Consider the following 21,197-nt stretch of genomic DNA (forward strand, 5'->3'; position numbering starts at 1 on the left):
GAACGGCATCGGCGCCGGCGCTTTCCCTACAGAACCTAGGATAGGTAGCCAGGTCGGCCTTCGCGGGTTCTCATGAATCCGCAGGCCCGCCGCAGACGCGGGCGTTCCGAACAACGACAAGAACGGACCTTTGCCATGCGCCTTTATCTGCTCGCCTTCCTGGCCCTCTTCGGTATGAATGCTATGGCCGCCGACAACTGGAAAGCCTTCCCCTACGACCAGAGCGCCTATGACTATCCAGGCGACAAGTTGAAGGAAGCCTGGCCGCGCCTGACCCGCGGCTTCGGCGACTATCCCTATCCGGACGCCGACTGGGTGGTGAACATGGCGACCGCCCATCCGGATGCCCTGGAAAAGACCGTGAAGGCCGGCACCGGCTTCACCGGCAAGCCGGAAGAGGCCGCGCAATATGCGGCACGACTGCAGGATGTCTGGCGCCTGCTGTTCCGCGGCGACTACGCCAAGGCCAAGGAGCAGGGACTGGCCCTGGGAGTCGGCGGCCAGGTACCGGCGATGTTCGCCCAGGTGCTCTACGCCATGTTCCTGGCTCCCGACCAGGCGGAGAAACAGCGCCTGCTCGAAGAAGTCATCGACTACACCGAACAGGCCGGCCCGCTGGTCAAGGCCGATATCGTCGCCCAGTTCGGCAGCGTCTACGCCAAGGCGCGCCTGGCCGAGGAGCTATCGGTACCGGTAGTGCTCAAGCGCGGCTATACCAGCGAAATACCCAAGGAACTGGACGCTCTCCTGGCCAGGCAACCCAACCAGCCGTTCGCCCTGGCGCTCTACGGCGGCTACGAGGCGGGAGTGATCCGCAAGGTCGGCAAGCTGGTCGGCAAGATGACCTACGGGGTCAGCGCCGACAAGATGGAGCAGTACTTCGCCCGCTCCTTCCGCCAGGCCAACGACCTGCCGATCGGCCACTACGAGTACGCCAACGCGCTGACCTACGTATACGGCGACAACGAGCGGGAGAAGGCCATCGCCCAACTGAAGCAGGCCGTGGCGATCAAGCCGATCAACGCCATGGAAGCCCTCGAAGTGGCCCATGCGAAGAAGCTCCTCGCCGGCTTCGAGCAGAACACCGCGCAGCGCTGAAACGCCGCGCGCCCATGAAAAAAGGGGTGGCCATCGGCAACCCCTTTCTCGTTTCCGCCCCGGATCAGGGCCGGTGCGGACGCGTCAGGTATTCGTGGGACTGCATTTCCAGCAGACGACTGAGGGTGCGCTGGAATTCGAACTCCAGCCGGCCGCCGCTGTAGAGATCCTTTAGCTCGACCTCGGCGGAGATGATCAGCTTGACGCTGCGGTCGTAGAACTCATCCACCAGGTTGATGAAACGCCGCGCCATGTCGTCCTTGGTGACGCCCATCTGCTCGACGTTGGAGATCAGCACGGCGTGGAAAATCTTCGCCAGTTCGATGTAGTCGTTCTGGCTGCGCGGGCCGTCGCACAGCTCACGGAATTCGAACCAGGCCACGTCGTCGCAGGTCAGGCGCGCGCGGATCTCGCGGTTCTCGATCATCAGCGCCTCGTCGCGCTGGGCCTTGGCACAGTCCGGGGTCAGGGCCTTGAAGCTGCGCGCCATCTCCTCCTCGACCTGTTCGCTGAGCGGCCAGTGGAACAGCTCGGCCTGCTCCAGCGCGCGCAGGCGATAGTCGACGCCGCTATCGACGTTGACGATCTCGGTATGCTCCTTGAGCAGGGCGATCGCCGGCAGGAAACGGGCGCGTTGCAGGCCGTCCTTGTACAGGCCGTCCGGCACGATGTTGGAGGTCGCCACCAGGCTCACGCCGTTCTTGAACAGCTCTTCCAGCAGGGTGGCGAGGATCATCGCGTCGGTGATGTCGGAGACGAAGAACTCGTCGAAACAGATCACCCGCGCCTCGTCGGCGAAGCGCTTGCCGATGATGGTCAACGGGTTCTTCTCGCCCTTGAGGGTCTTCAGTTCTTCGTGCACCCGCTTCATGAAGCGGTGGAAGTGCGTGCGCACCTTCTGCTCGAACGGCAGCGACTCGAAGAAAGTGTCCACCAGGTAGGTCTTGCCACGGCCGACGCCGCCCCAGAAATACAGGCCCTTCACCGGCCCGCCGGACTTCCTGCCGAGCAGCTTGCCGAACAGGCCGGGCTTGGCGTGGTCGGCGGCGACCAGGTCATCGTAGAGGCGTTGCAGATGCTTCACGGCATTCGCCTGTGCGGCATCGTGGAAGAAATCGGGGCGTTGGAGATCGGCCTGGTAGCGCTCGAGGGGCGTCATGATCGGTAGCAATGCAACGAAAACGGGGCCGTCACTTTAGCGACGACCCCGTCTCTTGGCAATCGGCCATCCGTCGAGGATGTACCGGGGCTGCCTACTCCTGCGGTGCCAGCGCTTCGCGGGTGCGCTCGATGGCGGCGTCACGGGCGGCGGCGTCGGCGAAGGCCGGGCTCTGCGCCACCGCCTCGCCATCCAGCCACAGGCCAAAGGCATTGCCCTCGGCCCGCAGGTCGGCAGTCTCGCCAGCCAGCAGGCGCTTGCTCACCGCACCGGCGGCCTTGCCATCGGCGAAGGCGCGGGACAGCAGTAGCTGTTCGCCGGCGGCGTCCAGCAGGCGGAAGCGGAAGCTGCCGTCGTCGTCGCGGAAGCTGACCAGGCGCGCAGCCTTGGCGGCCTTCTTCTTGCCGCTCTCGGCACTTTTCAGCGGCTCGCGCAGGGAGCGCAGGCCGACTGCCTCGCGCAACTCGGCGATGAATGGGGTGGCGATGCGGCGCGCCTTGGCGGCGCCGGCGAGGAGAATGTCCTCGATATCGTCGGGCTTGGCGATCAGCGCCTGGTAACGCTCGCGAGCCTCGCCCAGTTCGTTGTCGAGCAACTGGAACAGGCGCTGCTTGGCTTCGCCCCAGGCCAGGCCGTCGAGCAGTTCCTGGCGGAACGCGGCGACCTGTTCGGCGCTGGCGAAGGCCGAGTAAAGAAGGAACAGGTGCGAACTGTCCGGGTCTTTCGGCTCGCCCGGCGCGCGCGAGTCGGTGACGATGCGTGCGATGGCGTCCTTGAGCTGCCTGGACGGGCTGAACAGCGGGATGGTGTTGTCGTAGCTCTTGGACATCTTGCGCCCGTCCAGGCCCGGCAGGGTGGCGACGTTTTCCTCGATCACCGCTTCGGGCAGGACGAAGAACTCGCGGCCGTTGCCGAACAGGTGGTTGAAACGCTGGCCGATGTCGCGGGCCATCTCCACGTGCTGCACCTGGTCGCGGCCGACCGGGATCTTGTGCGCGTTGAACATCAGGATGTCCGCGGCCATCAGCACCGGATAGCTGTAGAGGCCCATGGTCACGCCGGCGTCCGGGTCTTCGCCGGCCTCGACATTGCGGTCCACCGCGGCCTTGTAGGCATGCGCGCGGTTGAGCAGGCCCTTGGCACTGACGCAGGTGAGCAACCAGGTCAGCTCGGGAATCTCGGGGATGTCCGACTGCCGGTAGAAGGTCGCACGCTCGACGTCCAGGCCGCCGGCCAGCCAGGTCGCGGCGATTTCCAGGCGCGAGCGCTGGATACGAGCGGGATCGTCGCACTTGATCAAGGCGTGGTAGTCCGCCAGGAAGTAGAACGAATCCACGTCGCTCCGACGGCTGGCGAGGATCGCCGGGCGGATGGCGCCGGCGTAGTTGCCCAGGTGCGGAGTGCCGGTAGGAGTGATGCCGGTCAGGATACGAGTAGTCATGCGATACCAGATGTCAGGCAAAGAAAAGAATGGCGCGCCGGATGGTAGCAGGGCCGGCGCGACGACGTCAGTCCTGCAGGCGTGGCAGCAACAGGTCCTTCAGATCGATCAGCTTGCCATGGAAGAAATGTCCGCTTTCTGCCACCCGCAACAGCTCGTGCGGTCGTGCCAGGGACTCGCTCCAGGCATATACCGCGGCCGGCGTGACCACGTCGTCGTCCTCCGGCTGCACCACGGTCAGCGGGCAGCGCGCAGGCAGGCTGACCGCGAAGCGCTCCACCGGCGGCGCGATCATGAACAGCCGCGCCAGCCCGACGCCCTCCGCCTCCAGGCGACCCGCCAGATTGCCGGCAACGCAGGAGCCGAAGGAAAAGCCCATCAGTGTCAGCGGCAGCCCCGGATGGCGTGCCAGCAACCAGCGCGCGGCGGCCTCGGCGTCGTCGATTTCGCCGATCCCCTCGCCATAGCTGCCGGCGCTCTGGCCAACGCCACGGAAGTTGAAACGCAGGGTCGCCAGGCCGGCATCGCGGGCGCTGCGTTGCAGAGTGGCGACCACCTTGTTCTGCATGGTGCCGGCGAACAGCGGGTGCGGATGGCAGACCAGGGCGATGCCGCGGGCATCGGGCAGATCGAGGTGCAGGGCTTCCAGCGGCCCGCAGGGGCCATCGATGGATACAGGGATTTCGCGGGTAGACAAACAGGAACTCCGTGACCCCGGCTCGGGTCGACTCGTCTAGCAGATTACTCCAAGCGACACAGGCACTTACTCGCGTGCCGTGGTATACAGCTCGGACTCAAGCCGTTAACGTAAAGCAAAGCCGTCTATAGAGGAAGGATTCGCGTGGAACAGTCGCTCACCGCCTGGCTGCTGCCGGCCCTCGCCCTGGTCGCCGGGGTCGCCATCGGTTTTCTGATCGCCCGCCTGCTGCCCAACGCCGCGCCGAACAAGGTGCAACGCCAGATGGACGACCTGCAGGACCGCTTCGACAGCTATCAGCGCGAAGTCGTGACCCATTTCAACACCACCGCCAGCCTCGTGAAGAAGCTGACCCAGAGCTACCAGGACGTGCAGGAGCACCTCTCCGACGGCGCCCAGCGCCTGGCCCTGGACGAACAGACCCGCCAGCGCCTGCTGGCTGCGCTGCATGCCGACGAGGCCTATCCGGCCGAGCGCCGCGAGCGCCTGACTCCGCCGGCCTCCGGCGAAGTGCCGAAGGACTATGCGCCGAAAAGCCCGGACAGCCCCGGCACCCTCGACGCCACCTACGGCCTGAAAGGCAAGTACTGACGCGCTGCGCGAACCTGCCGACGCCCATGAAAAAGCCCCGCATCCGCGGGGCTTTTTCATGGCTGCGAGACGATCAGATCGCCTGGCGCTCGCGCAACAGGTCGAGCACCTGCTTCACGCCGTCCTCGACGCTCAGCGCCTGGGTATCGATCACCAGGTCGGCATCCAGCGGCACGTCGTAGGGGAAGGACTCGCCGGGGATATTGTCCTCGCCCGCCGCATACAGCCCCTGTGGATCGCGTTCGCGGCAAACCTGCGGCGACGCCTGCACATAGACGGTGATCAGGCGCTCGGCGCCGATCAGCGCCCTGGCCTGCTCGCGCCCTTCCGCGCTCGGCGCGACGAAGGCGCAGAGGCTGATCAACCCGGCCTCGTTGAACTGCTTGGCGACATGGGCGGTGCGCAGCCAGTTCTCGGTGCGTCCGGCGCGGTCCTGCGGCAACCCCTTGTTCAGGTCGTGGCGCAGGTTCTGCCCGTCCAGCACGTAGACCGCGCGGCCCATATCGAACAGCTTGCGCTCCACGGCGTAGGCCAGGGTGCTCTTGCCGGCGCCGGAGAGGCCGCTGAACAGTATGGTCGCCGGCTGCTGGCCGAAGCGGCCGGCACGCTCCTCGCGCGTCACATGGGCATTCGAACTGTGATGAGCGCTGCTGCCATGGGCCGCCGACGGAGCGGAGATGATCATGCCGGCGCCAACGGTGCCGTTGGTCAGGCGATCGATGACGATGAAGGCGCCGGTGGTGCGGTTCTGCTCATAGCCATCGAGCGCGATGGGCGCGTCCAGGCTGACCTTGACCCTGGCGATCTCGTTCAGCTTCAGCTCGCTGCCCGGGGTCCGCTCCAGAGTATTCACGTCCACCTTGTGGACGATGCTCGGAATCGAACCCGGCACATAGCTGGTAGCGCGCTTGATATCGTACTTCTTGCCCGGAAGCATCGGCTCCTCGGCCATCCACACCAGCATGGCATCGAAGCCGTCGGTGACCAGCGGGCGATTGTCGGCATGCACCAGCATGTCGCCGCGGGAAACGTCGATCTCGTCTTCCAGGGTCAGGGTGACGGCCTGGCCGGGACCGGCCTGCTCCAGTTCGCCCTCGAAGGTGACGATGGATTTCACCTTGCTGCCCTTGCCCGACGGCAAGGCCACCACCTCGTCGCCCTTGCGCACCACGCCGCTGGCCAGGGTGCCGGCGAAACCGCGGAAGTTCAGGTTCGGCCGGTTCACGTACTGCACCGGGAAGCGCATGTCATCAAGGTTGCGGTCGGCGGCGATCTCGACGGTTTCGAGGATTTCCATCAGCGACTGGCCGGCGTACCAGGGCGAACGCTCGGACTTGTTGACCACGTTGTCGCCCTTGAGCGCCGACATCGGCACGAAGTGCAGCGAACTGGTCTTCAGACCGATCTTCTCGGCAAAGGCCAGGTAGTCGGCCTTGATCTGTTCGAAGACACCCTGGTCGAAGCCCTTCAGGTCCATCTTGTTGATGGCGACCACGATATGCCGGATACCCAGCAGGGACGCGATGAAACTGTGCCGGCGGGTCTGGGTCTGCACACCGTAGCGGGCATCGATCAGGATGATCGCCAGGTCGCAGGTCGAGGCACCGGTAGCCATGTTGCGGGTGTACTGCTCATGGCCGGGCGTGTCGGCGATGATGAACTTGCGCTTGGCGGTGCTGAAGTAGCGGTACGCCACATCGATAGTGATGCCCTGCTCGCGCTCGGCCTGCAGGCCATCGACCAGCAGCGCCAGGTCGACGTCGTCGCCCGTGGTGCCGACTTTCTTCGAGTCGCGGGTGATGGCCTCCAGGTGATCCTCGTAGATCATCTTGGAGTCGTGCAGCAGGCGCCCGATCAGGGTGCTCTTGCCGTCATCGACGTTGCCGCAGGTAAGGAAGCGCAGCAGTTCCTTGCGTTCGTGCTGCCCCAGGTAGGCGAGGATGTCCTCGCTGATCAGATCGGATTGATGAGACATGCTGCGTATCCTCAGAAATAGCCCTGACGTTTCTTTTCTTCCATCGAACCGGCCTGGTCATGGTCGATGACCCGACCCTGGCGTTCGGAAGTACGCGTCAGGAGCATTTCCTGGATGATTTCCGGCAGCGTGGTGGCGCTGGACTCGACCGCGCCGGTGAGCGGGTAGCAGCCGAGGGTACGGAAGCGCACCATGCGCTTCTCGATGCGGGCTTTCTCTTCGTCAGAGAGATGCTCGAGGATGCGCTCGTCGTCGATCATGATCAGCGTGCCGTTCTTCTCGATAACCTCGCGCTCGGCGGCGAAGTACAGCGGGACGATCGGGATGCCTTCCAGGTAGATGTATTGCCAGATGTCCAGCTCGGTCCAGTTGGACAGCGGGAAGACGCGGATCGACTCGCCCTTCTTCACCTTGCCGTTGTAGATGTTCCACAACTCGGGACGCTGGTTCTTCGGGTCCCAGCGGTGCTTGCTGTCGCGGAACGAATAGACCCGTTCCTTGGCCCGCGACTTCTCCTCGTCGCGGCGCGCGCCGCCGAAGGCAGCGTCGAAACCGTACTTGTCCAGGGCCTGCTTGAGTCCCTCGGTCTTCATCACGTCGGTGTGCTTGGCGCTGCCGTGGGTGAACGGGTTGATGCCCTGGGCGACGCCGTCCGGGTTGACGTGGGTGATCAGGTCCAGGCCCATTTCCTCGACCATCCGATCGCGGAACCTGTACATCTCCTGGAATTTCCAGCGGGTGTCCACGTGCATCACCGGGAAGGGCAGCTTGCCGGGGAAGAAGGCCTTGCGGGCCAGGTGCAGCATGACCGCGGAATCCTTGCCGATCGAGTACAGCATCACCGGGTTATCGAACTCGGCGGCCACCTCGCGGATGATGTGGATGCTTTCCGCCTCCAGCTGTTTCAGGTGCGTCAGTTTGTCGACCATGGCTACTCACGGAATTGCTTATGGACGGCCGTCGGGCCGTAGACGAACGCGCACTCTATCACAGCGCAAGGCTCTAAAAGATTCGCCATTTATACCGAAAAAATATACCCATATAGCCATCAGCGCTCAGCCTCGCAGCCGGCGAAAACACTGGCGTCGAGAGGTTTTCCAGGGGCGTTTCGCAGACCGGGCGGACAAAGCTGAGACGGCATCGTCCCGGACCGGACAAAGCCGTCGCCGCGACAGCGAGCAGACGGTCCGCCCCCTTTCGGCGGCTCGACTTGTACGCCGGCGGCACTGCGCTAGCATAGCGGGCATCGTCATTCCGCCAAGAAGCCCCCAGATGCGCCGTACCGCCCTCGCCCTGCCCCTGTTCCTTCTGGTCTCAGCATGCAGCAGCGAACCGACGCCACCACCGAAACCCGCCGCCAAACCCCAGGCTCGCACCGTCATTTCACCCCGCCCCGTACGCCAGTCGGTGCAACCGATACTGCCGCTGCGCGGCGATTACGCGAACAATCCGGCGGCACAGCGCTTCATCGACAGGATGGTCAGCCAGCACGGCTTCAACCGCCAGCAACTGCACGATCTGTTCGCCCAGACCCAGCGCCTGGACTGGGTGATCCGCCTGATGGACCGGCAAGCCCCGACCTATACCCCACCCAGCGGACCGAACGGCGCCTGGCTGCGCTACCGGAAGAAGTTCGTCACGCCAGGCAACGTACAGAACGGCGTGCTGTTCTGGGACCAATACGAAACCGACCTGCAACGGGCATCGCGCGTCTACGGCGTGCCGCCGGAGATCATCGTCGGCATCATCGGCGTGGAAACCCGCTGGGGGCGTGTGATGGGCAAGACGCGGATCATCGATGCGCTGTCCACCCTGTCCTTCTCCTACCCTCGCCGCGCGGAATTCTTCAGCGGCGAACTGGAGCAATTCCTCCTCCAGGCGCGCAAGGAAGGCACCGACCCGCTGGCCCTGCGCGGTTCCTATGCCGGCGCCATGGGCTACGGCCAGTTCATGCCGTCTTCATTCACCAAGTACGCGGTGGACTTCGATGGCGATGGGCATATCGACCTGTGGAATCCGCGTGACGCCATCGGCAGCGTCGCCAACTATTTCAAGCAGCACGGCTGGGTCAGCGGCGATCGCGTGGCGGTTCCCGCCAGTGGCCGGGCTCCCTCGCTGGAAGATGGCTTCAAGACGCTGTACCCGCTGGACGTGCTCGCTTCCGCCGGATTACGCCCGCAGGGTCCGCTCGGCGGCCACCGGCAAGCCAGCCTGCTGCGCCTGGACATGGGCAGGAACTACCAGTACTGGTACGGCCTGCCGAACTTCTACGTGATCACCCGCTACAACCACAGCACCCACTACGCGATGGCCGTCTGGGAACTGGGCAAGGAAGTCGACCGGGTGCGTCACCGCTCCGTCGTCAGGCAGGATTAGGACAGTCGATGAACAAGTGCTCAATGGCGAAGCGCTTGCCCAGGTAGTCGCCCAGCGCCTGTACCCCGTAGCGCTCGGTGGCATGGTGTCCGGCGGCGATGAAGCTGATGCCGTTCTCCCGCGCGCTGTGCACGGTCTGCTCGGAAACCTCGCCGGTCAGGTAGGCATCGACGCCAGCGGCGATCGCCTGGTCGATATAGCCCTGGGCGCCGCCGGTGCACCAGGCGATGCGCCGGATCGGCTGACCGGCATCGACCAGCAGCGGCTCACGCCCCAGCGCATCGCGCACATGCCGAGCGAAATCGGCAGGCTGCATCGGCTCGGCAAGCGAACCGAGGAGGACGATGGAACGCGGGTTGCCCGGCTCCAACGGCCCTTCCACTTCGAAGCCGAGCTGCCGGGCGAGCTGCACGTTGTTGCCCACCTCCGGATGCAGATCCAGCGGCAGGTGGTAAGCGAGCAGACTGATATCGTTGTTCAGCAGGGTCTTCAGGCGCCGTTGCTTCATGCCAACCACGCAGGGGTTCTCACCCTTCCAGAAGTAACCGTGATGCACCAGCACCACGTCGGCGTCGGCCTCCACGGCGGCATCCAGCAGCGCCTGGCTGGCAGTGACCCCGCTGACGATCCGCCGCACCTGCGGCCGGCCTTCGACCTGCAGGCCGTTCGGGCAGTAGTCCTGGATGCGCGCGGCATCCAGATAACGGTCGGCCTCTTCGACCAGGGTGCTCAGGGCGATAGCCATGCAAATTCCTCTTCATTCAGGCAGGGCGCGCCGCTCCTCTAATGGACGGCTTCCCCCTATAATGGGCGCCACCTTATCGGCCGCTTTTCGGCCTCGCAACCCCAAGGATTTTCCCGATGCCCAAGGCCCTGCGTTTCCTCGGCTGGCCCGTGCTGGTCGGCGTGCTGCTGGCCCTGCTGATCATCCAGCACAACCCCGAGCTGGTCGGCCTGCCACGCCAGGAGGTGCACGTCGAGCAGGCGCCTCTGCTCAGCCGCCTGCAGGAAGGCCCGGTGTCCTATGCCAACGCGGTGAGTCGAGCGGCTCCGGCAGTGGCCAACCTGTACACCACCAAGATGGTCAGCAAGCCCTCCCACCCCCTGTTCGACGACCCGATGTTCCGCCGCTTCTTCGGCGACAACCTGCCGCAACAGAAGCGCATGGAGTCGAGCCTCGGCTCGGCGGTGATCATGAGCGCGGAAGGCTACCTGCTGACCAACAACCACGTGACCGCTGGCGCCGACCAGATCATCGTGGCCTTGCGCGACGGCCGCGAAACCATCGCCCAGTTGGTCGGCAGCGACCCGGAAACCGACCTGGCCGTGCTGAAGATCGACCTTAAGAACCTGCCGGCGATGACCCTCGGCCGCTCCGACGGCATTCGCACCGGCGACGTCTGCCTCGCCATCGGCAACCCGTTCGGCGTCGGCCAGACCGTGACCATGGGCATCATCAGCGCCACCGGACGCAACCAGCTCGGCCTGAACACCTACGAAGACTTCATCCAGACCGACGCGGCGATCAACCCCGGCAACTCCGGCGGCGCGCTGGTGGACGCTGCCGGCAACCTGATCGGCATCAACACGGCGATCTTCTCCAAGTCCGGCGGCTCCCAGGGTATCGGCTTCGCCATCCCGACCAAGCTGGCCCTGGAGGTCATGCAGTCGATCATCGAGCACGGCCAGGTGATCCGCGGCTGGCTCGGCGTCGAGGTCAAGGCGCTGACCCCGGAACTGGCGGAGTCGCTGGGCCTCGGCGAAACCGCCGGGATCGTCGTCGCCGGCGTCTATCGCGACGGCCCGGCGGCGCGCGGCGGCCTGCTGCCGGGCGACGTGATCCTGACCATCGACAAGCAGGAAGCCAGCGACGGCCGCCGCTCGATGAACCAGGTGGCGCGCACCCGTCCGGGACAGAAGATCAGCATCGTGGTGCTGCGCAACGGACAGAAGGTCAACCTGACCGCCGAGGTCGGCCTGCGTCCGCCGCCGGCACCGGCTCCACAGCAGAAACAGGACGGCGGCGAGTGATCCCCGCCATTGAAAACGGCGCCCTCGGGCGCCGTTTTCGTATCACTTGAGGAAGTGCAGGGCGTCCAGTAGCGCCTGGTTCTGCTCCGGACTGCCGATGGTGATACGCAGGAACTGGTCGATCCGCGCCTGCTTGAAATGGCGGACGATCACTCCCTGCTCGCGCAGGGTCGAGGCAATCTGCCCGGCATCGTGCCGCGGATGACGGGCGAAGACGAAGTTGGCGGCCGACGGTAGTACCTCGAAGCCCAGCGCCTGCAAAGAGGCGCTCAACGCCTCGCGGCTATCGATCACTGCCTGGCAGGTCCGACGGAAATAAGCGTCGTCCTCGAAAGCCGCCGCCGCGCCGGCGATCGCCAGGCGATCCAGCGGGTAGGAATTGAAGCTGTTCTTGATCCGCTCCAGGGCCTCGACCAGATCGGCATGGCCGACCGCCAGGCCGACCCGCAGGCCGGCCAGGGAGCGCGACTTGGACAGCGTCTGGGTGACCAGCAGGTTCGGGTAGCGATCGACCAGGGCGGTGGCGCTCTCGCCGCCGAAGTCGACATAGGCCTCGTCGACTACCACCACCGAATCCGGCGACGCCTTCAGCATCGCTTCGATGGCGTCCAGCGGCAGCAGGCAGCCGGTCGGCGCGTTCGGATTGGGGAAGATGATTCCGCCGTTGGGCCGCGCGTAGTCTTCGACGCGGATGCGGAACCTTTCATCCAGCGCGATCTTCTCGTGCGCGATCCCGTACAGGCCGCAATAGACCGGGTAGAAGCTGTAGGTCACGTCCGGAAACAGCAGCGGCAGGTCGTGTTGGAAGAGGCCATGGAAAATGTGCGCGAGCACCTCGTCGGAGCCGTTGCCGACGAACACCTGGTTGGCCTGTACGCCGTAGTGCGCGGCGACCGCCTGCTTCAACCGCTCGCCGTTGGGATCGGGATACAGGCGCAGGTCGTCGTTGAGTTCCGCCTGCATCGCGGCGAGCGCCTGTGGCGACGGACCGTAGGGATTCTCGTTGGTGTTCAGCTTGACCAGCCGCGACAGCTTCGGCTGCTCGCCCGGCACATAAGGCACCAGGTCCTTGACGAAGGGACTCCAGAATTTGCTCATGCTCAGGCCTCCTTCTCGTCGAGGATGCGGTATTCGGCGCTGCGCGCGTGGGCGGTCAACGACTCGCCGCGAGCCAGCACCGAAGCGGTGCGACCGAGGACCGAAGCGCCCTCGGCCGAGCAGTTGATGATCGACGAACGCTTCTGGAAGTCATATACCCCCAGCGGCGAAGAGAAACGCGCGGTACCGGAGGTCGGCAGCACGTGGTTCGGGCCGGCGCAGTAGTCGCCCAGGGCCTCGGCAGTGTAGCGGCCCATGAAGATCGCGCCGGCATGGCGGATCTCCGGCAGCCAGCTTTCCGGATCGGCCACCGACAGCTCCAGGTGTTCCGGGGCGATGCGGTTGGCGACCGCACAGGCCTGGGCCTGGTCGGCGACCTGGATCAGCGCGCCGCGCCCCTCCAGGGAGGTGCGGATGATCTCGGCGCGCTCCATGGTCGGCAGCAGGCGAGCAATGCTGTCCGCGACGCGGTCCAGGAACGCCGCGTCCGGACTGACCAGGATCGACTGGGCGTCTTCGTCGTGTTCGGCCTGGGAGAACAGGTCCATGGCGATCCAGTCGGGATCGGTCTGGCCATCGCAGACCACGAGGATTTCCGAGGGACCGGCGATCATGTCGATGCCGACCTGGCCGAACACGTGACGCTTGGCGGTGGCCACGTAGATGTTGCCGGGGCCGACGATCTTGTCCACCCGCGGCACGCTTTCGGTGCCGTAGGCCAACGCGGCCACGGCCTGTGCCCCGCCGATGGTGAAGACACGGTCGACGCCGGCGATGCAGGCGGCGGCGAGGACGATCTCGTTGATCTCGCCGCGCGGGGTCGGTACAACCATGACCACTTCGGACACCCCGGCGACCTTGGCCGGGATCGCATTCATCAGCACCGAGGACGGGTAGGACGCCTTGCCGCCCGGCACATAGAGCCCGGCGCGGTCCAGCGGGATGACCTGCTGGCCGAGCACCGTGCCGTCGGCCTCGGTGTAGCGCCAGGAACCCTGCTTCTGCTTCTCGTGGTAGCTGCGCACGCGCTCGGCGGCGACTTCCAGGGCTTCGCGCTGGGCTACGGTGATACGGGTGAGAGCCAGCTCCAGGCGCTCGCGCGGCAGGATCAGGTCGGCCATCGAGGCGGCCTGGAGACCGTCGAAGCGCTGGGTGAACTCGACCACGGCGGCGTCGCCACGGCTGCGTACGGCGGCGATGATGTCGAGGACGCGCTGGTTGACCGAATCGTCGGAGACACTTTCCCAGCTCAGCAGATGATCCAGATGACGCCCGAAGTCCGGATCAGCGGCATTGAGTCGACGGATAGCGAAGGGAGCGGTCATAGCGAGCCTCTTTTATGGATGGCGTTGTCTCGGGCGCCGCTAGACTACCAAGCCCACCGTGCGGGCACCCGAGAAAATTTGGCTATGACACGGATAGGCAGGTGCGGCGCGGAGCCGCACGGGTATCAGTGACGGTGTCGCGCCTCGACGGCGTCGCGCAGGGTATCGATCAGCGACTGGATGCGACCGTGCTGCATCTTCATCGAGGCCTTGTTGACCACCAGGCGCGAGCTGATCGTGGCGATCAGTTCCTGGGGCTCCAGGCCGTTGGCGCGCAGGGTATTGCCGGTATCCACGACGTCGATGATCTTGTCGGCGAGACCGACCAGCGGCGCCAGCTCCATCGAGCCGTACAGCTTGATCACGTCGACCTGGCGACCCTGCTCGGCGTAGTAGCGCTTGGCGACATTGACGAACTTGGTGGCCACCCGCAGGCGTCCCTTGGGTTCAGGCGCGCCAATGGCGCCGGCGGTCATCAGCTTGCAGTTGGCGATACGCAGGTCCAGCGGTTCGTAGAGTCCCTGGCCGCCGTACTCCATCAGCACGTCCTTGCCGGCCACGCCGAGATCGGCGGCGCCATGCTCGACATAGGTCGGCACGTCGGTGGCGCGCACGATGAGCAGGCGCACATCGGACAGGGACGTCGGGATGATCAGCTTGCGGCTCTTGTCCGGGTTCTCCGACGGCACGATGCCCGCCGCTGCGAGCAGCGGCAGGGTATCGTCGAGAATCCGGCCCTTGGACAAGGCGATGGTCAGCATTTGCGCGACAGCCTCCGCTAGCCCGGTACGCGGCGGATCTTGGCGCCGAGCAGCTGGAGTTTCTCTTCGATGCACTCGTAGCCACGGTCGATGTGGTAGATGCGATCGATCAGGGTGTCGCCCTCGGCCACCAGGCCGGCGATCACCAGGCTCGCGGATGCGCGCAGGTCGGTCGCCATGACCGGAGCGCCCTTGAGCTTGGGTACGCCGGTGACGATGGCGGTGTTGCCTTCGACGAGGATCTGCGCACCCATGCGGTTCATTTCGTAAACATGCATGAAGCGGTTCTCGAAGACCGTCTCGATGACCGCGCCGGTGCCTTCGGCAACCGCGTTCATGGAGATGAACTGGGCCTGCATGTCGGTGGGGAACGCCGGGTACGGCGCGGTACGCACGTTGACCGCCTTCGGCCGGTTGCCCTTCATGTCCAGCTCGATCCAGTTGCTGCCGGTGCTGATGTGAGCACCGGCCTCTTCCAGCTTCTGCAGGACCGCCTCGAGGATGGTCGGATCGGTATCCTTCAACTTCACCCGGCCGCCGGTCGCGGCCGCGGCCACCAGGTAGGTGCCGGTCTCGATACGGTCGGGCAGTACGTCGTAGCGAGCGCCGCCGAGGCGCTTCACGCCTTCGATGACGATGGTATCGGAGCCAGCGCCCTGGACGTTGGCGCCCATGGCGTTCAGGCAGTTGGCCAGGTCGACCACCTCCGGCTCGCGAGCGGCGTTCTGCAGCACGGTACGGCCGTTGGCCAGCGCGGCAGCCATCATCAGGTTCTCGGTGCCGGTCACGCTGACGGTATCGAAGAAGAAGTGACCGCCACGCAGGCCGCCGGCCGGCGCCTTGGCCTTGATGTAGCCGCCTTCGACCTCGATCTGCGCGCCCATGGCCTCGAGACCGCGGATATGCAGGTCGACCGGACGCGAACCGATCGCGCAACCGCCCGGCAGGGCCACTTCGGCCTCGCCGAAGCGCGCCAGCATCGGGCCCAGCACCAGGATCGAGGCACGCATGGTCTTCACCAGTTCGTACGGCGCGACCAGGGTTTTGATGCTGCTGGCATCGACTTCGACGTTGAGCTTCTCGTCGATGATCGGCTGCACGCCCATGCGGCCGAACAGTTCGATCATGGTGGTAATGTCGTGCAGGTGCGGCAGGTTGCAGACGGTGACCGGAGTATCGGCCAGCAGGGTCGCGGCCAGGATCGGCAGCGCCGAGTTCTTCGCGCCGGAAATGCGGATTTCGCCATCGAGGCGGTTACCGCCGGTAATAATCAGTTTATCCATTGCAATGATCCCCCGTGGGCTCAGGAACGCTCGGCCCAGGCGGCGCGGCTGAAGAATTTCATGGTGACGGCATGGATGCTGCCATCGGCGATCCAGGCGTTCAAATGGGCGTAGACCTGCTGCTGACGCTTGACCGGGCTCTGGCCGGCCAGTTCGTCGCTGATCAGATTCAGTTGGAAATTGCACCCTTCGCCCTCGACTTCCACCTGGGTGCCGGGGAGTTTTTCCTGGAGAAGGCTCTTAACGTCTTCGGCCTGCATGCTCAACCTCAATCGGGCGCCCTACGCGCACGGTCGGCCATCATACAAAAAAGCCCTCCGCCTGCGAACCCCAGGAAGGGACGCGCAGACGGAGGGCCGCTCGTTCCGCCGGCCGGTCATTCCTGCAAAGGCAGGATCTCCAGAAGGCTGCTGACCTTGGCAATCTCCCGCATGTCGTCCGGCAACGCCCTGACGCTCAGGACCTTGCCGGCCTTGCGTGCGTCGCGCATGAAGGCCAGCAACAGGGAAATGCCCACGCTGCTGGAGCGCTCCACCGCCGAGCAGTCGACGACCAGTTCCGCCGCCTGGCTGGCGCGGATCAGCCGACCGCCCTGCTCGCGCAACGCCGGCCCGCTGCTGTAGTCGAGCACGCCGGCGAGCTGCAGTTCGCCGGCCGCGCCTTCGCGCAGGCTGGCCTGGCTCATTTCGCCCCGGCCTCTTCCGCTTTCGCGGTTTCCTTGGCCTTGGCGACCACCTCGCCCCAGCCGGCGATGGTCTTCTCGAGGTCGTTGCGGTTCTTCTGCATGGTGTCGGCGAACTGGTCGCGGAACAGCTTGCCGATGTTGATGCCGTTGATGATCACGTTGCGGACCTTCCAGCCACCGGCCAGGTTGGTCATGGTGTAGGAGACCGGATAGACCGTGCCCTTGCTGTCACGGATCTCCATGTTGACGCTGGCGCGATCGTCGCTCGGCTTGGCCGAACTAGGCAGCACGCGGATGTCCTGGTTGTCGTATTCGAGCAGCGCGTTGCCGTAGAACTGCATCAGGCTGTTCTTGAACACTTCCTCGAAGCGCTTGATCTGCTCGGGTGAGGCCTGGCGCGAGTACTTGACGGTCATCACACTCTTGGCGATGCCTTCGGCATCGACCACCGGCCCAAGGATACGGTCGAGAGTGGCGTAGAGCTTTTGCGGATCGGCCTTGTAGGCGGCCTTGTTGGCCTTGATGTCGGAAAGCAGTTCGTCGACCGTGCCCTGCACCACCTGTTGCGGGGTCGGCGCCGCCATGGAAAGCAGCGGGAAAGCCGCCAGGAACACCAGCAGGCCGCGACGCAGAAGAGTCAGCATGGAAGAAAACCTCACTTTTTGGCTTCGTCTTTGTTAACCGAGTTCAGCAGGAACTTGCCGATCAGGTCTTCCAGCACCAGCGCCGACTGGGTGTCGTGGATGGTGCTGCCGTCCTTCAGAACGTCCTCGTCGCCGCCGACGCTGATGCCGATGTATTTCTCGCCCAGCAGGCCGGCGGTCAGGATCGACGCCGTGGAATCGACCGGCAGGTTGTTCACGTTCTGGTTGATCTCCATGGTCACGCGACCAGTGTAGCTGTCGCGATCCAGGTCGACCGCCGTCACCTTGCCGATCGTCACGCCGGCCAGGGTGACCTTGCCGCGCACGGTAACACCGGCGATGTTGTCGAAGTAGGCGTAGACCTTGTAGGTATCGCCGGCGTTGCCCACGCTCAGGCCGCTGACCCGCAGGGCCAGCAGCAACAGGGCCAGCAGGCCGGCCAGGAGGAACAGGCCGACACCGATTTCCAGGGTGCGGGTTTGCATTCAGAAATCTCCAAACATCAAAGCAGTCAGAATGAAGTCGAGCCCCAGCACCGCCAGGGAGGCATAGACCACGGTCCGGGTCGTCGCCCGGCTGATTCCTTCCGAGGTCGGCTCGCAGTCGTAGCCTTGGTAGACCGCGATCCAGGTCACCACGAAGGCGAATACGATACTTTTGATCACGCCGTTGAGCACATCCTCGGTGAACTGCACGCTGTTCTGCATGTTCGCCCAGAACGACCCCTCGTATACGCCCAGCCAGTCGACCGCGACCATCGCCCCACCCCAGATGCCGACCACGCTGAAGATCGCGGCGAGCAGCGGCATGGAGATGAAACCGGCCCACAGGCGCGGCGCGACGATGTACTTGAGCGGGTCGACACCGATCATTTCCAGGCTGGAAAGCTGTTCGGTGGCCTTCATGTTGCCGATTTCCGCGGTAAGCGCAGAGCCGGCACGGCCGGCGAACAGCAGGCCGGTCACCACCGGCCCCAGTTCGCGCAGCAGGGTCAGGGCCACCATCTGCCCGACCGCCTGCTCGGAACCATAGGAAATCAGGATGTTGTAGCCCTGCAGGGCCAGCACCATGCCAATGAACAGGCCCGAGACGACGATGATCGCCAGCGACAGCACGCCTACCGAGTAGAGTTGCTTCACCAGCAGGTGCAAACCGGTGCCTGGCGTGCGCCGGCCGAGCAGGGCGTGGCCGAGGAACAGGGTCGAGCGGCCGAGCGCGGCGACCACGTCCAGGCCGGCGCGGCCGAACAGGCGGATACGTTCGAGGGGAGAGACTCTACGCATCAGCGCTCTCCCAGCAGGTCGGCCCGGTAGTCGCGGGCCGGATAATGGAACGGAACGGGACCATCCGGGATTCCCTTGACGAACTGGCGGATACGAGGATCGTCGGTTTCCTTGAGGACGTCCGGCGTCCCGTGGCCAAGTACCCGGCCGTCGCCGACGATATAGATGTAGTCGGCGATGCTGGCGGTCTCGGCCAGGTCATGGGAAACCACGATGCTGGTGATGCCGAGGGCATCGTTGAGCAGGCGGATCAGGCGCACCAAGACGCCCATGGCGATCGGATCCTGCCCCACGAACGGCTCGTCGTAGAGCAGGATCTGCGGGTCCAGGGCGATCGCCCGGGCCAGGGCGACGCGGCGCTTCATGCCGCCGGAAAGCTCGTCCGGCATCAGTTCCACGGCGCCGCGCAGGCCGACGGCCTGAAGCTTCATCAGGACGATGTCGCGGATCATCTCTTCCGGCAGCTGGGTATGCACGCGCAGCGGAAACGCGACGTTCTCGAAGACGTCGAGATCGGTGAACAGCGCCCCGCTCTGGAACAGCACACCGAACTGCTTGCGCATGTCGAACAGGTCGCCGCGCGAAAGCTGCGGCAGGTTCTGCCCGTTGACCCAGACCTCCCCCTTCGAAGGACGCAACTGGGAGGCGATCAGCCGCAGCAACGTGGTCTTGCCGCAACCGGACGGGCCCATGATGCCGGTCACCTTTCCGCGCGGGATACGCACATCGATGTTGTCGAAAATCGCCCGCGATCCGCGCTTGAAGGTCAGGCCCTTCAACTCGACCGCGTAGGCACTATCGGTGCTCATCAGGACTCCTTGCGATGCGACCCGTCCATGCTGGACGCCTTGCCCCGTTGCAAAGGCACGCATCCCGGAGGGGTCGAATGGGCGCGGACTATAGCACTGCGGCGGGTTCTGGCCCAAGGCCTGGCACCGTGCCGTTCAGCTTGGATTCAGCTTGTTCGGAGCGTTCTCTCAGCCCTTTAGGACATATCGCACACTTCAGGTTCACTACGGACAGAAAAAAATCGCGTCGACGTCGAATATATCGACATTTATGCAGTCATAGCGCGGAGTGCAGATAACGGCGGCGTAACAGAGCATTGCAGTCCATACAACATTGCGCCGCGGGGGATGCGGACCGACTTCACAGCATGGCTGGTGTAAGCGGGGCACGCTTTCCCGTTATAATCCCGCCTTTAATCCAGGCGCCACATTCGTTGAACATGAGCCAGAACCTCGATTTCATCCATTCCGCCCAGCGCACCATCGGCCTCGAGCGCGACGCGGTAGACAGCCTGCTGGCGCGGATTGGCGACGATTTCGTCAAGGCCTGCGAACTGCTGCTGGCCGGCAAGGGCCGGGTCGTCGTCGTCGGCATGGGCAAGTCCGGTCACATCGGCAAGAAGATCGCCGCTACCCTGGCCAGCACCGGCACCCCCTCCTTCTTCGTGCATCCGGCCGAGGCCAGCCATGGCGACATGGGCATGATCACCAAGGACGACGTGGTCCTCGCCCTGTCCAACTCCGGCTCGACTGCCGAAATCGTCACCCTGTTGCCTCTGATCAAGCGCCTGGGCATCACCCTGATCAGCATGACCGGTAACCCCGAGTCGCCCCTGGCCAAGGCTGCGGAAGTGAACCTGGACGCCAGTGTCGGCCAGGAAGCCTGCCCACTGAACCTGGCCCCGACCTCCTCCACCACCGTAACCCTGGTCCTCGGCGACGCCCTGGCGATCGCCCTGCTCGAAGCCCGCGGCTTTACCGCGGAAGACTTCGCCTTCTCGCACCCGGGCGGTGCGCTGGGCCGCCGACTGCTGCTGAAGGTGGAAGACGTCATGCACGTTGGCGAAGGGCTGCCGCAGGTGCTGCTCGGCACCTCGCTGACCGGCGCGCTGATGGAAATGACCCGCAAGGGCCTGGGCATGACCGTAGTGCTCGACGAACATGGCAAGCTTGCCGGCATTTTCACCGATGGCGACCTGCGTCGCGCCCTGGATCGGGGCATCGACGTCCGCCAGGTCACCATCGACCAGGTGATGACCGTCCACGGCAAGACCGTCCGCGCCGAGATCCTCGCCGCGGAAGCCCTGAAGATCATGGAAGACAACAAGATCGGCGCACTGGTGGTGGTCGACGCGGACGACCGTCCGGTCGGCGCCCTGAACATGCACGACCTGTTGCGCGCAGGAGTGATGTAATGAGCGATACCCATTCGGCCGCGGAACTCCCGGTCCGGGCCAGCCGGATACGCCTGGCGATTTTCGACGTCGACGGCGTGCTGACCGACGGCAAGCTGTATTTCCTCGTCGACGGCAGCGAGTTCAAGACCTTCAACACCCTGGACGGACATGGCATCAAGATGCTCATCGCCTCCGGCGTGCGCACCGCCATCATCACCGGCCGCGACACTCCGGTGGTCGAACGGCGCGCGCGCAACCTGGGCATCCAGCATCTCTATCAGGGCCGGGAAGACAAGCTCGCCGTCCTCGACGAACTTCTCGGCGAACTCGGACTAGGCTATGAGCAAGTCGCCTACCTTGGCGACGACCTGCCCGATCTGCCGGTGATCCGCCGCGTCGGCCTGGGCATGGCGGTAGCCAGTGCCGACCCGTTCGTGCGCCAGCATGCCCATGGCGTCACCGCGGCCCGCGGCGGCGAAGGCGCCGCCCGCGAGTTCTGCGAACTGATCATGCGCGCCCAGGGTACGCTCGAAGCCGCCCAGAGCGCCTATCTGTAGAGCCGACC

The 21,197-nt window shown here is 64.9% G+C and carries 22 protein-coding genes; 6 read left to right on the forward strand and 16 right to left on the reverse strand.

Annotation, left to right across the window (positions count from 1 at the left end):
* Positions 1 to 135 precede the first annotated feature (135 nt).
* Positions 136 to 1,098 carry a hypothetical protein gene (locus tag ACYAF3_RS05355; RefSeq protein ID WP_003116213.1) on the forward strand — a complete coding sequence of 321 codons (963 nt, stop codon included), beginning with the start codon at positions 136 to 138 and terminating at the stop codon, positions 1,096 to 1,098.
* Between the two features lie 64 nt (positions 1,099 to 1,162).
* Here the strand turns inward: ACYAF3_RS05355 and zapE are convergent, their stop codons facing one another.
* The 3 genes from zapE to ACYAF3_RS05370 all read right to left on the reverse strand — a co-directional run bounded on the left by zapE (position 1,163) and on the right by ACYAF3_RS05370 (position 4,395).
* The gene (zapE, locus tag ACYAF3_RS05360) at positions 1,163 to 2,257 is read right to left on the reverse strand and encodes a cell division protein ZapE (protein WP_003094297.1); all 1,095 of its coding nucleotides are present in this window, start codon (positions 2,255 to 2,257) and stop codon (positions 1,163 to 1,165) included.
* Between the two features lie 94 nt (positions 2,258 to 2,351).
* Positions 2,352 to 3,698, reverse strand: coding sequence for a tryptophan--tRNA ligase (locus ACYAF3_RS05365; RefSeq protein WP_003098821.1), 1,347 nt, complete (start codon positions 3,696 to 3,698; stop codon positions 2,352 to 2,354).
* A 67-nt stretch (positions 3,699 to 3,765) separates the two neighbouring features.
* Entirely contained in the window at positions 3,766 to 4,395 is a 630-nt protein-coding gene (locus ACYAF3_RS05370; protein WP_003094302.1) for an alpha/beta hydrolase, read from the reverse strand.
* Positions 4,396 to 4,539: 144 nt separating this feature from the next.
* On the opposite strand from ACYAF3_RS05370, the gene ACYAF3_RS05375 reads away from it, so the two are divergent.
* Entirely contained in the window at positions 4,540 to 4,986 is a 447-nt protein-coding gene (locus ACYAF3_RS05375) for a Z-ring associated ZapG family protein (protein ID WP_003094304.1), read from the forward strand.
* 73 nt (positions 4,987 to 5,059) lie between these two features.
* Here the strand turns inward: ACYAF3_RS05375 and cysN are convergent, their stop codons facing one another.
* Together cysN and cysD are read right to left on the reverse strand one after the other, a co-directional pair.
* Positions 5,060 to 6,961 (reverse strand): sulfate adenylyltransferase subunit CysN, encoded by a 1,902-nt coding sequence (cysN, locus tag ACYAF3_RS05380; protein ID WP_023088558.1) that lies wholly within the window; start codon positions 6,959 to 6,961, stop codon positions 5,060 to 5,062.
* Between the two features lie 11 nt (positions 6,962 to 6,972).
* On the reverse strand, positions 6,973 to 7,890 hold the full coding sequence (gene cysD / locus ACYAF3_RS05385; RefSeq protein ID WP_003094311.1) for a sulfate adenylyltransferase subunit CysD: 918 nt from the start codon (positions 7,888 to 7,890) through the stop codon (positions 6,973 to 6,975).
* 343 nt (positions 7,891 to 8,233) lie between these two features.
* On the opposite strand from cysD, the gene mltB reads away from it, so the two are divergent.
* Positions 8,234 to 9,337 (forward strand): lytic murein transglycosylase B, encoded by a 1,104-nt coding sequence (mltB, locus tag ACYAF3_RS05390; RefSeq protein WP_003116214.1) that lies wholly within the window; start codon positions 8,234 to 8,236, stop codon positions 9,335 to 9,337.
* Here mltB and ACYAF3_RS05395 read toward each other — a convergent pair.
* Positions 9,324 to 10,082 carry a Nif3-like dinuclear metal center hexameric protein gene (locus ACYAF3_RS05395; protein WP_003094318.1) on the reverse strand — a complete coding sequence of 253 codons (759 nt, stop codon included), beginning with the start codon at positions 10,080 to 10,082 and terminating at the stop codon, positions 9,324 to 9,326. The genes mltB and ACYAF3_RS05395 overlap by 14 nt on opposite strands.
* Before the next feature lie 116 nt (positions 10,083 to 10,198).
* On the opposite strand from ACYAF3_RS05395, the gene algW reads away from it, so the two are divergent.
* Positions 10,199 to 11,368 carry a Do family serine endopeptidase AlgW gene (algW, locus tag ACYAF3_RS05400; RefSeq protein WP_003098831.1) on the forward strand — a complete coding sequence of 390 codons (1,170 nt, stop codon included), beginning with the start codon at positions 10,199 to 10,201 and terminating at the stop codon, positions 11,366 to 11,368.
* Between the two features lie 42 nt (positions 11,369 to 11,410).
* On the opposite strand, the gene hisC is transcribed toward algW, so the two are convergent.
* From hisC to ACYAF3_RS05450, 10 genes are all read right to left on the reverse strand, one after another.
* On the reverse strand, positions 11,411 to 12,466 hold the full coding sequence (gene hisC, locus ACYAF3_RS05405; protein ID WP_034075903.1) for a histidinol-phosphate transaminase: 1,056 nt from the start codon (positions 12,464 to 12,466) through the stop codon (positions 11,411 to 11,413).
* 2 nt (positions 12,467 to 12,468) lie between these two features.
* Complete coding sequence (gene hisD / locus ACYAF3_RS05410) at positions 12,469 to 13,791, reverse strand: histidinol dehydrogenase (protein ID WP_121377772.1); 1,323 nt, start codon at positions 13,789 to 13,791, stop codon at positions 12,469 to 12,471.
* A 125-nt stretch (positions 13,792 to 13,916) separates the two neighbouring features.
* Positions 13,917 to 14,552, reverse strand: a complete 636-nt coding sequence (gene hisG, locus ACYAF3_RS05415) for an ATP phosphoribosyltransferase (protein ID WP_003098837.1) — start codon at positions 14,550 to 14,552, stop codon at positions 13,917 to 13,919.
* A 17-nt stretch (positions 14,553 to 14,569) separates the two neighbouring features.
* Complete coding sequence (murA, locus tag ACYAF3_RS05420) at positions 14,570 to 15,835, reverse strand: UDP-N-acetylglucosamine 1-carboxyvinyltransferase (RefSeq protein ID WP_003094332.1); 1,266 nt, start codon at positions 15,833 to 15,835, stop codon at positions 14,570 to 14,572.
* Positions 15,836 to 15,855: 20 nt separating this feature from the next.
* Positions 15,856 to 16,095, reverse strand: coding sequence for a BolA family protein (locus ACYAF3_RS05425; RefSeq protein ID WP_003094334.1), 240 nt, complete (start codon positions 16,093 to 16,095; stop codon positions 15,856 to 15,858).
* A gap of 116 nt (positions 16,096 to 16,211) precedes the next feature.
* Positions 16,212 to 16,520 carry an STAS domain-containing protein gene (locus ACYAF3_RS05430; protein WP_003094335.1) on the reverse strand — a complete coding sequence of 103 codons (309 nt, stop codon included), beginning with the start codon at positions 16,518 to 16,520 and terminating at the stop codon, positions 16,212 to 16,214.
* Positions 16,517 to 17,164, reverse strand: coding sequence for an MlaC/ttg2D family ABC transporter substrate-binding protein (locus ACYAF3_RS05435; RefSeq protein WP_003094337.1), 648 nt, complete (start codon positions 17,162 to 17,164; stop codon positions 16,517 to 16,519). Before ACYAF3_RS05435 ends, ACYAF3_RS05430 begins: the two co-directional genes overlap by 4 nt.
* Before the next feature lie 11 nt (positions 17,165 to 17,175).
* The gene (mlaD, locus tag ACYAF3_RS05440) at positions 17,176 to 17,649 is read right to left on the reverse strand and encodes an outer membrane lipid asymmetry maintenance protein MlaD (RefSeq protein ID WP_003094339.1); all 474 of its coding nucleotides are present in this window, start codon (positions 17,647 to 17,649) and stop codon (positions 17,176 to 17,178) included.
* A complete protein-coding gene (mlaE, locus tag ACYAF3_RS05445; RefSeq protein WP_003094341.1) occupies positions 17,650 to 18,447 on the reverse strand; it encodes a lipid asymmetry maintenance ABC transporter permease subunit MlaE in 798 nt (265 codons plus the stop codon). It lies immediately after the preceding gene.
* Positions 18,447 to 19,256 carry an ATP-binding cassette domain-containing protein gene (locus ACYAF3_RS05450; protein WP_003094343.1) on the reverse strand — a complete coding sequence of 270 codons (810 nt, stop codon included), beginning with the start codon at positions 19,254 to 19,256 and terminating at the stop codon, positions 18,447 to 18,449. The genes mlaE and ACYAF3_RS05450 overlap by 1 nt, the downstream gene beginning before the upstream one ends.
* A 413-nt stretch (positions 19,257 to 19,669) precedes the next feature.
* Between ACYAF3_RS05450 and kdsD the strand changes: the two genes are divergently transcribed.
* Together kdsD and ACYAF3_RS05460 are read left to right on the forward strand one after the other, a co-directional pair.
* A complete protein-coding gene (kdsD, locus tag ACYAF3_RS05455; protein WP_003094347.1) occupies positions 19,670 to 20,650 on the forward strand; it encodes an arabinose-5-phosphate isomerase KdsD in 981 nt (326 codons plus the stop codon).
* Positions 20,650 to 21,189: a KdsC family phosphatase gene (locus tag ACYAF3_RS05460; protein WP_003112742.1), complete on the forward strand. Its 540-nt coding sequence runs from the start codon at positions 20,650 to 20,652 to the stop codon at positions 21,187 to 21,189. Before kdsD ends, ACYAF3_RS05460 begins: the two co-directional genes overlap by 1 nt.
* The last annotated feature ends 8 nt before the right edge of the window (positions 21,190 to 21,197 follow it).

This window comes from Pseudomonas sp. TZ252 (assembly GCF_056110345.1).

Coding starts and splice junctions, on each gene's coding strand:
- zapE (WP_003094297.1), bottom strand. CDS start 2,257: ATGACGCCCCTCGAGCGCTACCAGGCCGATCTCCAACGCCCCGATTTC.
- hisG (WP_003098837.1), bottom strand. CDS start 14,552: ATGCTGACCATCGCCTTGTCCAAGGGCCGGATTCTCGACGATACCCTG.
- cysN (WP_023088558.1), bottom strand. CDS start 6,961: ATGTCTCATCAATCCGATCTGATCAGCGAGGACATCCTCGCCTACCTG.
- algW (WP_003098831.1), top strand. CDS start 10,199: ATGCCCAAGGCCCTGCGTTTCCTCGGCTGGCCCGTGCTGGTCGGCGTG.
- hisC (WP_034075903.1), bottom strand. CDS start 12,466: ATGAGCAAATTCTGGAGTCCCTTCGTCAAGGACCTGGTGCCTTATGTG.
- ACYAF3_RS05430 (WP_003094335.1), bottom strand. CDS start 16,520: ATGAGCCAGGCCAGCCTGCGCGAAGGCGCGGCCGGCGAACTGCAGCTC.
- ACYAF3_RS05355 (WP_003116213.1), top strand. CDS start 136: ATGCGCCTTTATCTGCTCGCCTTCCTGGCCCTCTTCGGTATGAATGCT.
- ACYAF3_RS05435 (WP_003094337.1), bottom strand. CDS start 17,164: ATGCTGACTCTTCTGCGTCGCGGCCTGCTGGTGTTCCTGGCGGCTTTC.
- hisD (WP_121377772.1), bottom strand. CDS start 13,791: ATGACCGCTCCCTTCGCTATCCGTCGACTCAATGCCGCTGATCCGGAC.
- mlaE (WP_003094341.1), bottom strand. CDS start 18,447: ATGCGTAGAGTCTCTCCCCTCGAACGTATCCGCCTGTTCGGCCGCGCC.
- mltB (WP_003116214.1), top strand. CDS start 8,234: ATGCGCCGTACCGCCCTCGCCCTGCCCCTGTTCCTTCTGGTCTCAGCA.
- ACYAF3_RS05365 (WP_003098821.1), bottom strand. CDS start 3,698: ATGACTACTCGTATCCTGACCGGCATCACTCCTACCGGCACTCCGCAC.
- ACYAF3_RS05425 (WP_003094334.1), bottom strand. CDS start 16,095: ATGCAGGCCGAAGACGTTAAGAGCCTTCTCCAGGAAAAACTCCCCGGC.
- murA (WP_003094332.1), bottom strand. CDS start 15,835: ATGGATAAACTGATTATTACCGGCGGTAACCGCCTCGATGGCGAAATC.
- mlaD (WP_003094339.1), bottom strand. CDS start 17,649: ATGCAAACCCGCACCCTGGAAATCGGTGTCGGCCTGTTCCTCCTGGCC.
- ACYAF3_RS05460 (WP_003112742.1), top strand. CDS start 20,650: ATGAGCGATACCCATTCGGCCGCGGAACTCCCGGTCCGGGCCAGCCGG.
- cysD (WP_003094311.1), bottom strand. CDS start 7,890: ATGGTCGACAAACTGACGCACCTGAAACAGCTGGAGGCGGAAAGCATC.
- ACYAF3_RS05450 (WP_003094343.1), bottom strand. CDS start 19,256: ATGAGCACCGATAGTGCCTACGCGGTCGAGTTGAAGGGCCTGACCTTC.
- ACYAF3_RS05395 (WP_003094318.1), bottom strand. CDS start 10,082: ATGGCTATCGCCCTGAGCACCCTGGTCGAAGAGGCCGACCGTTATCTG.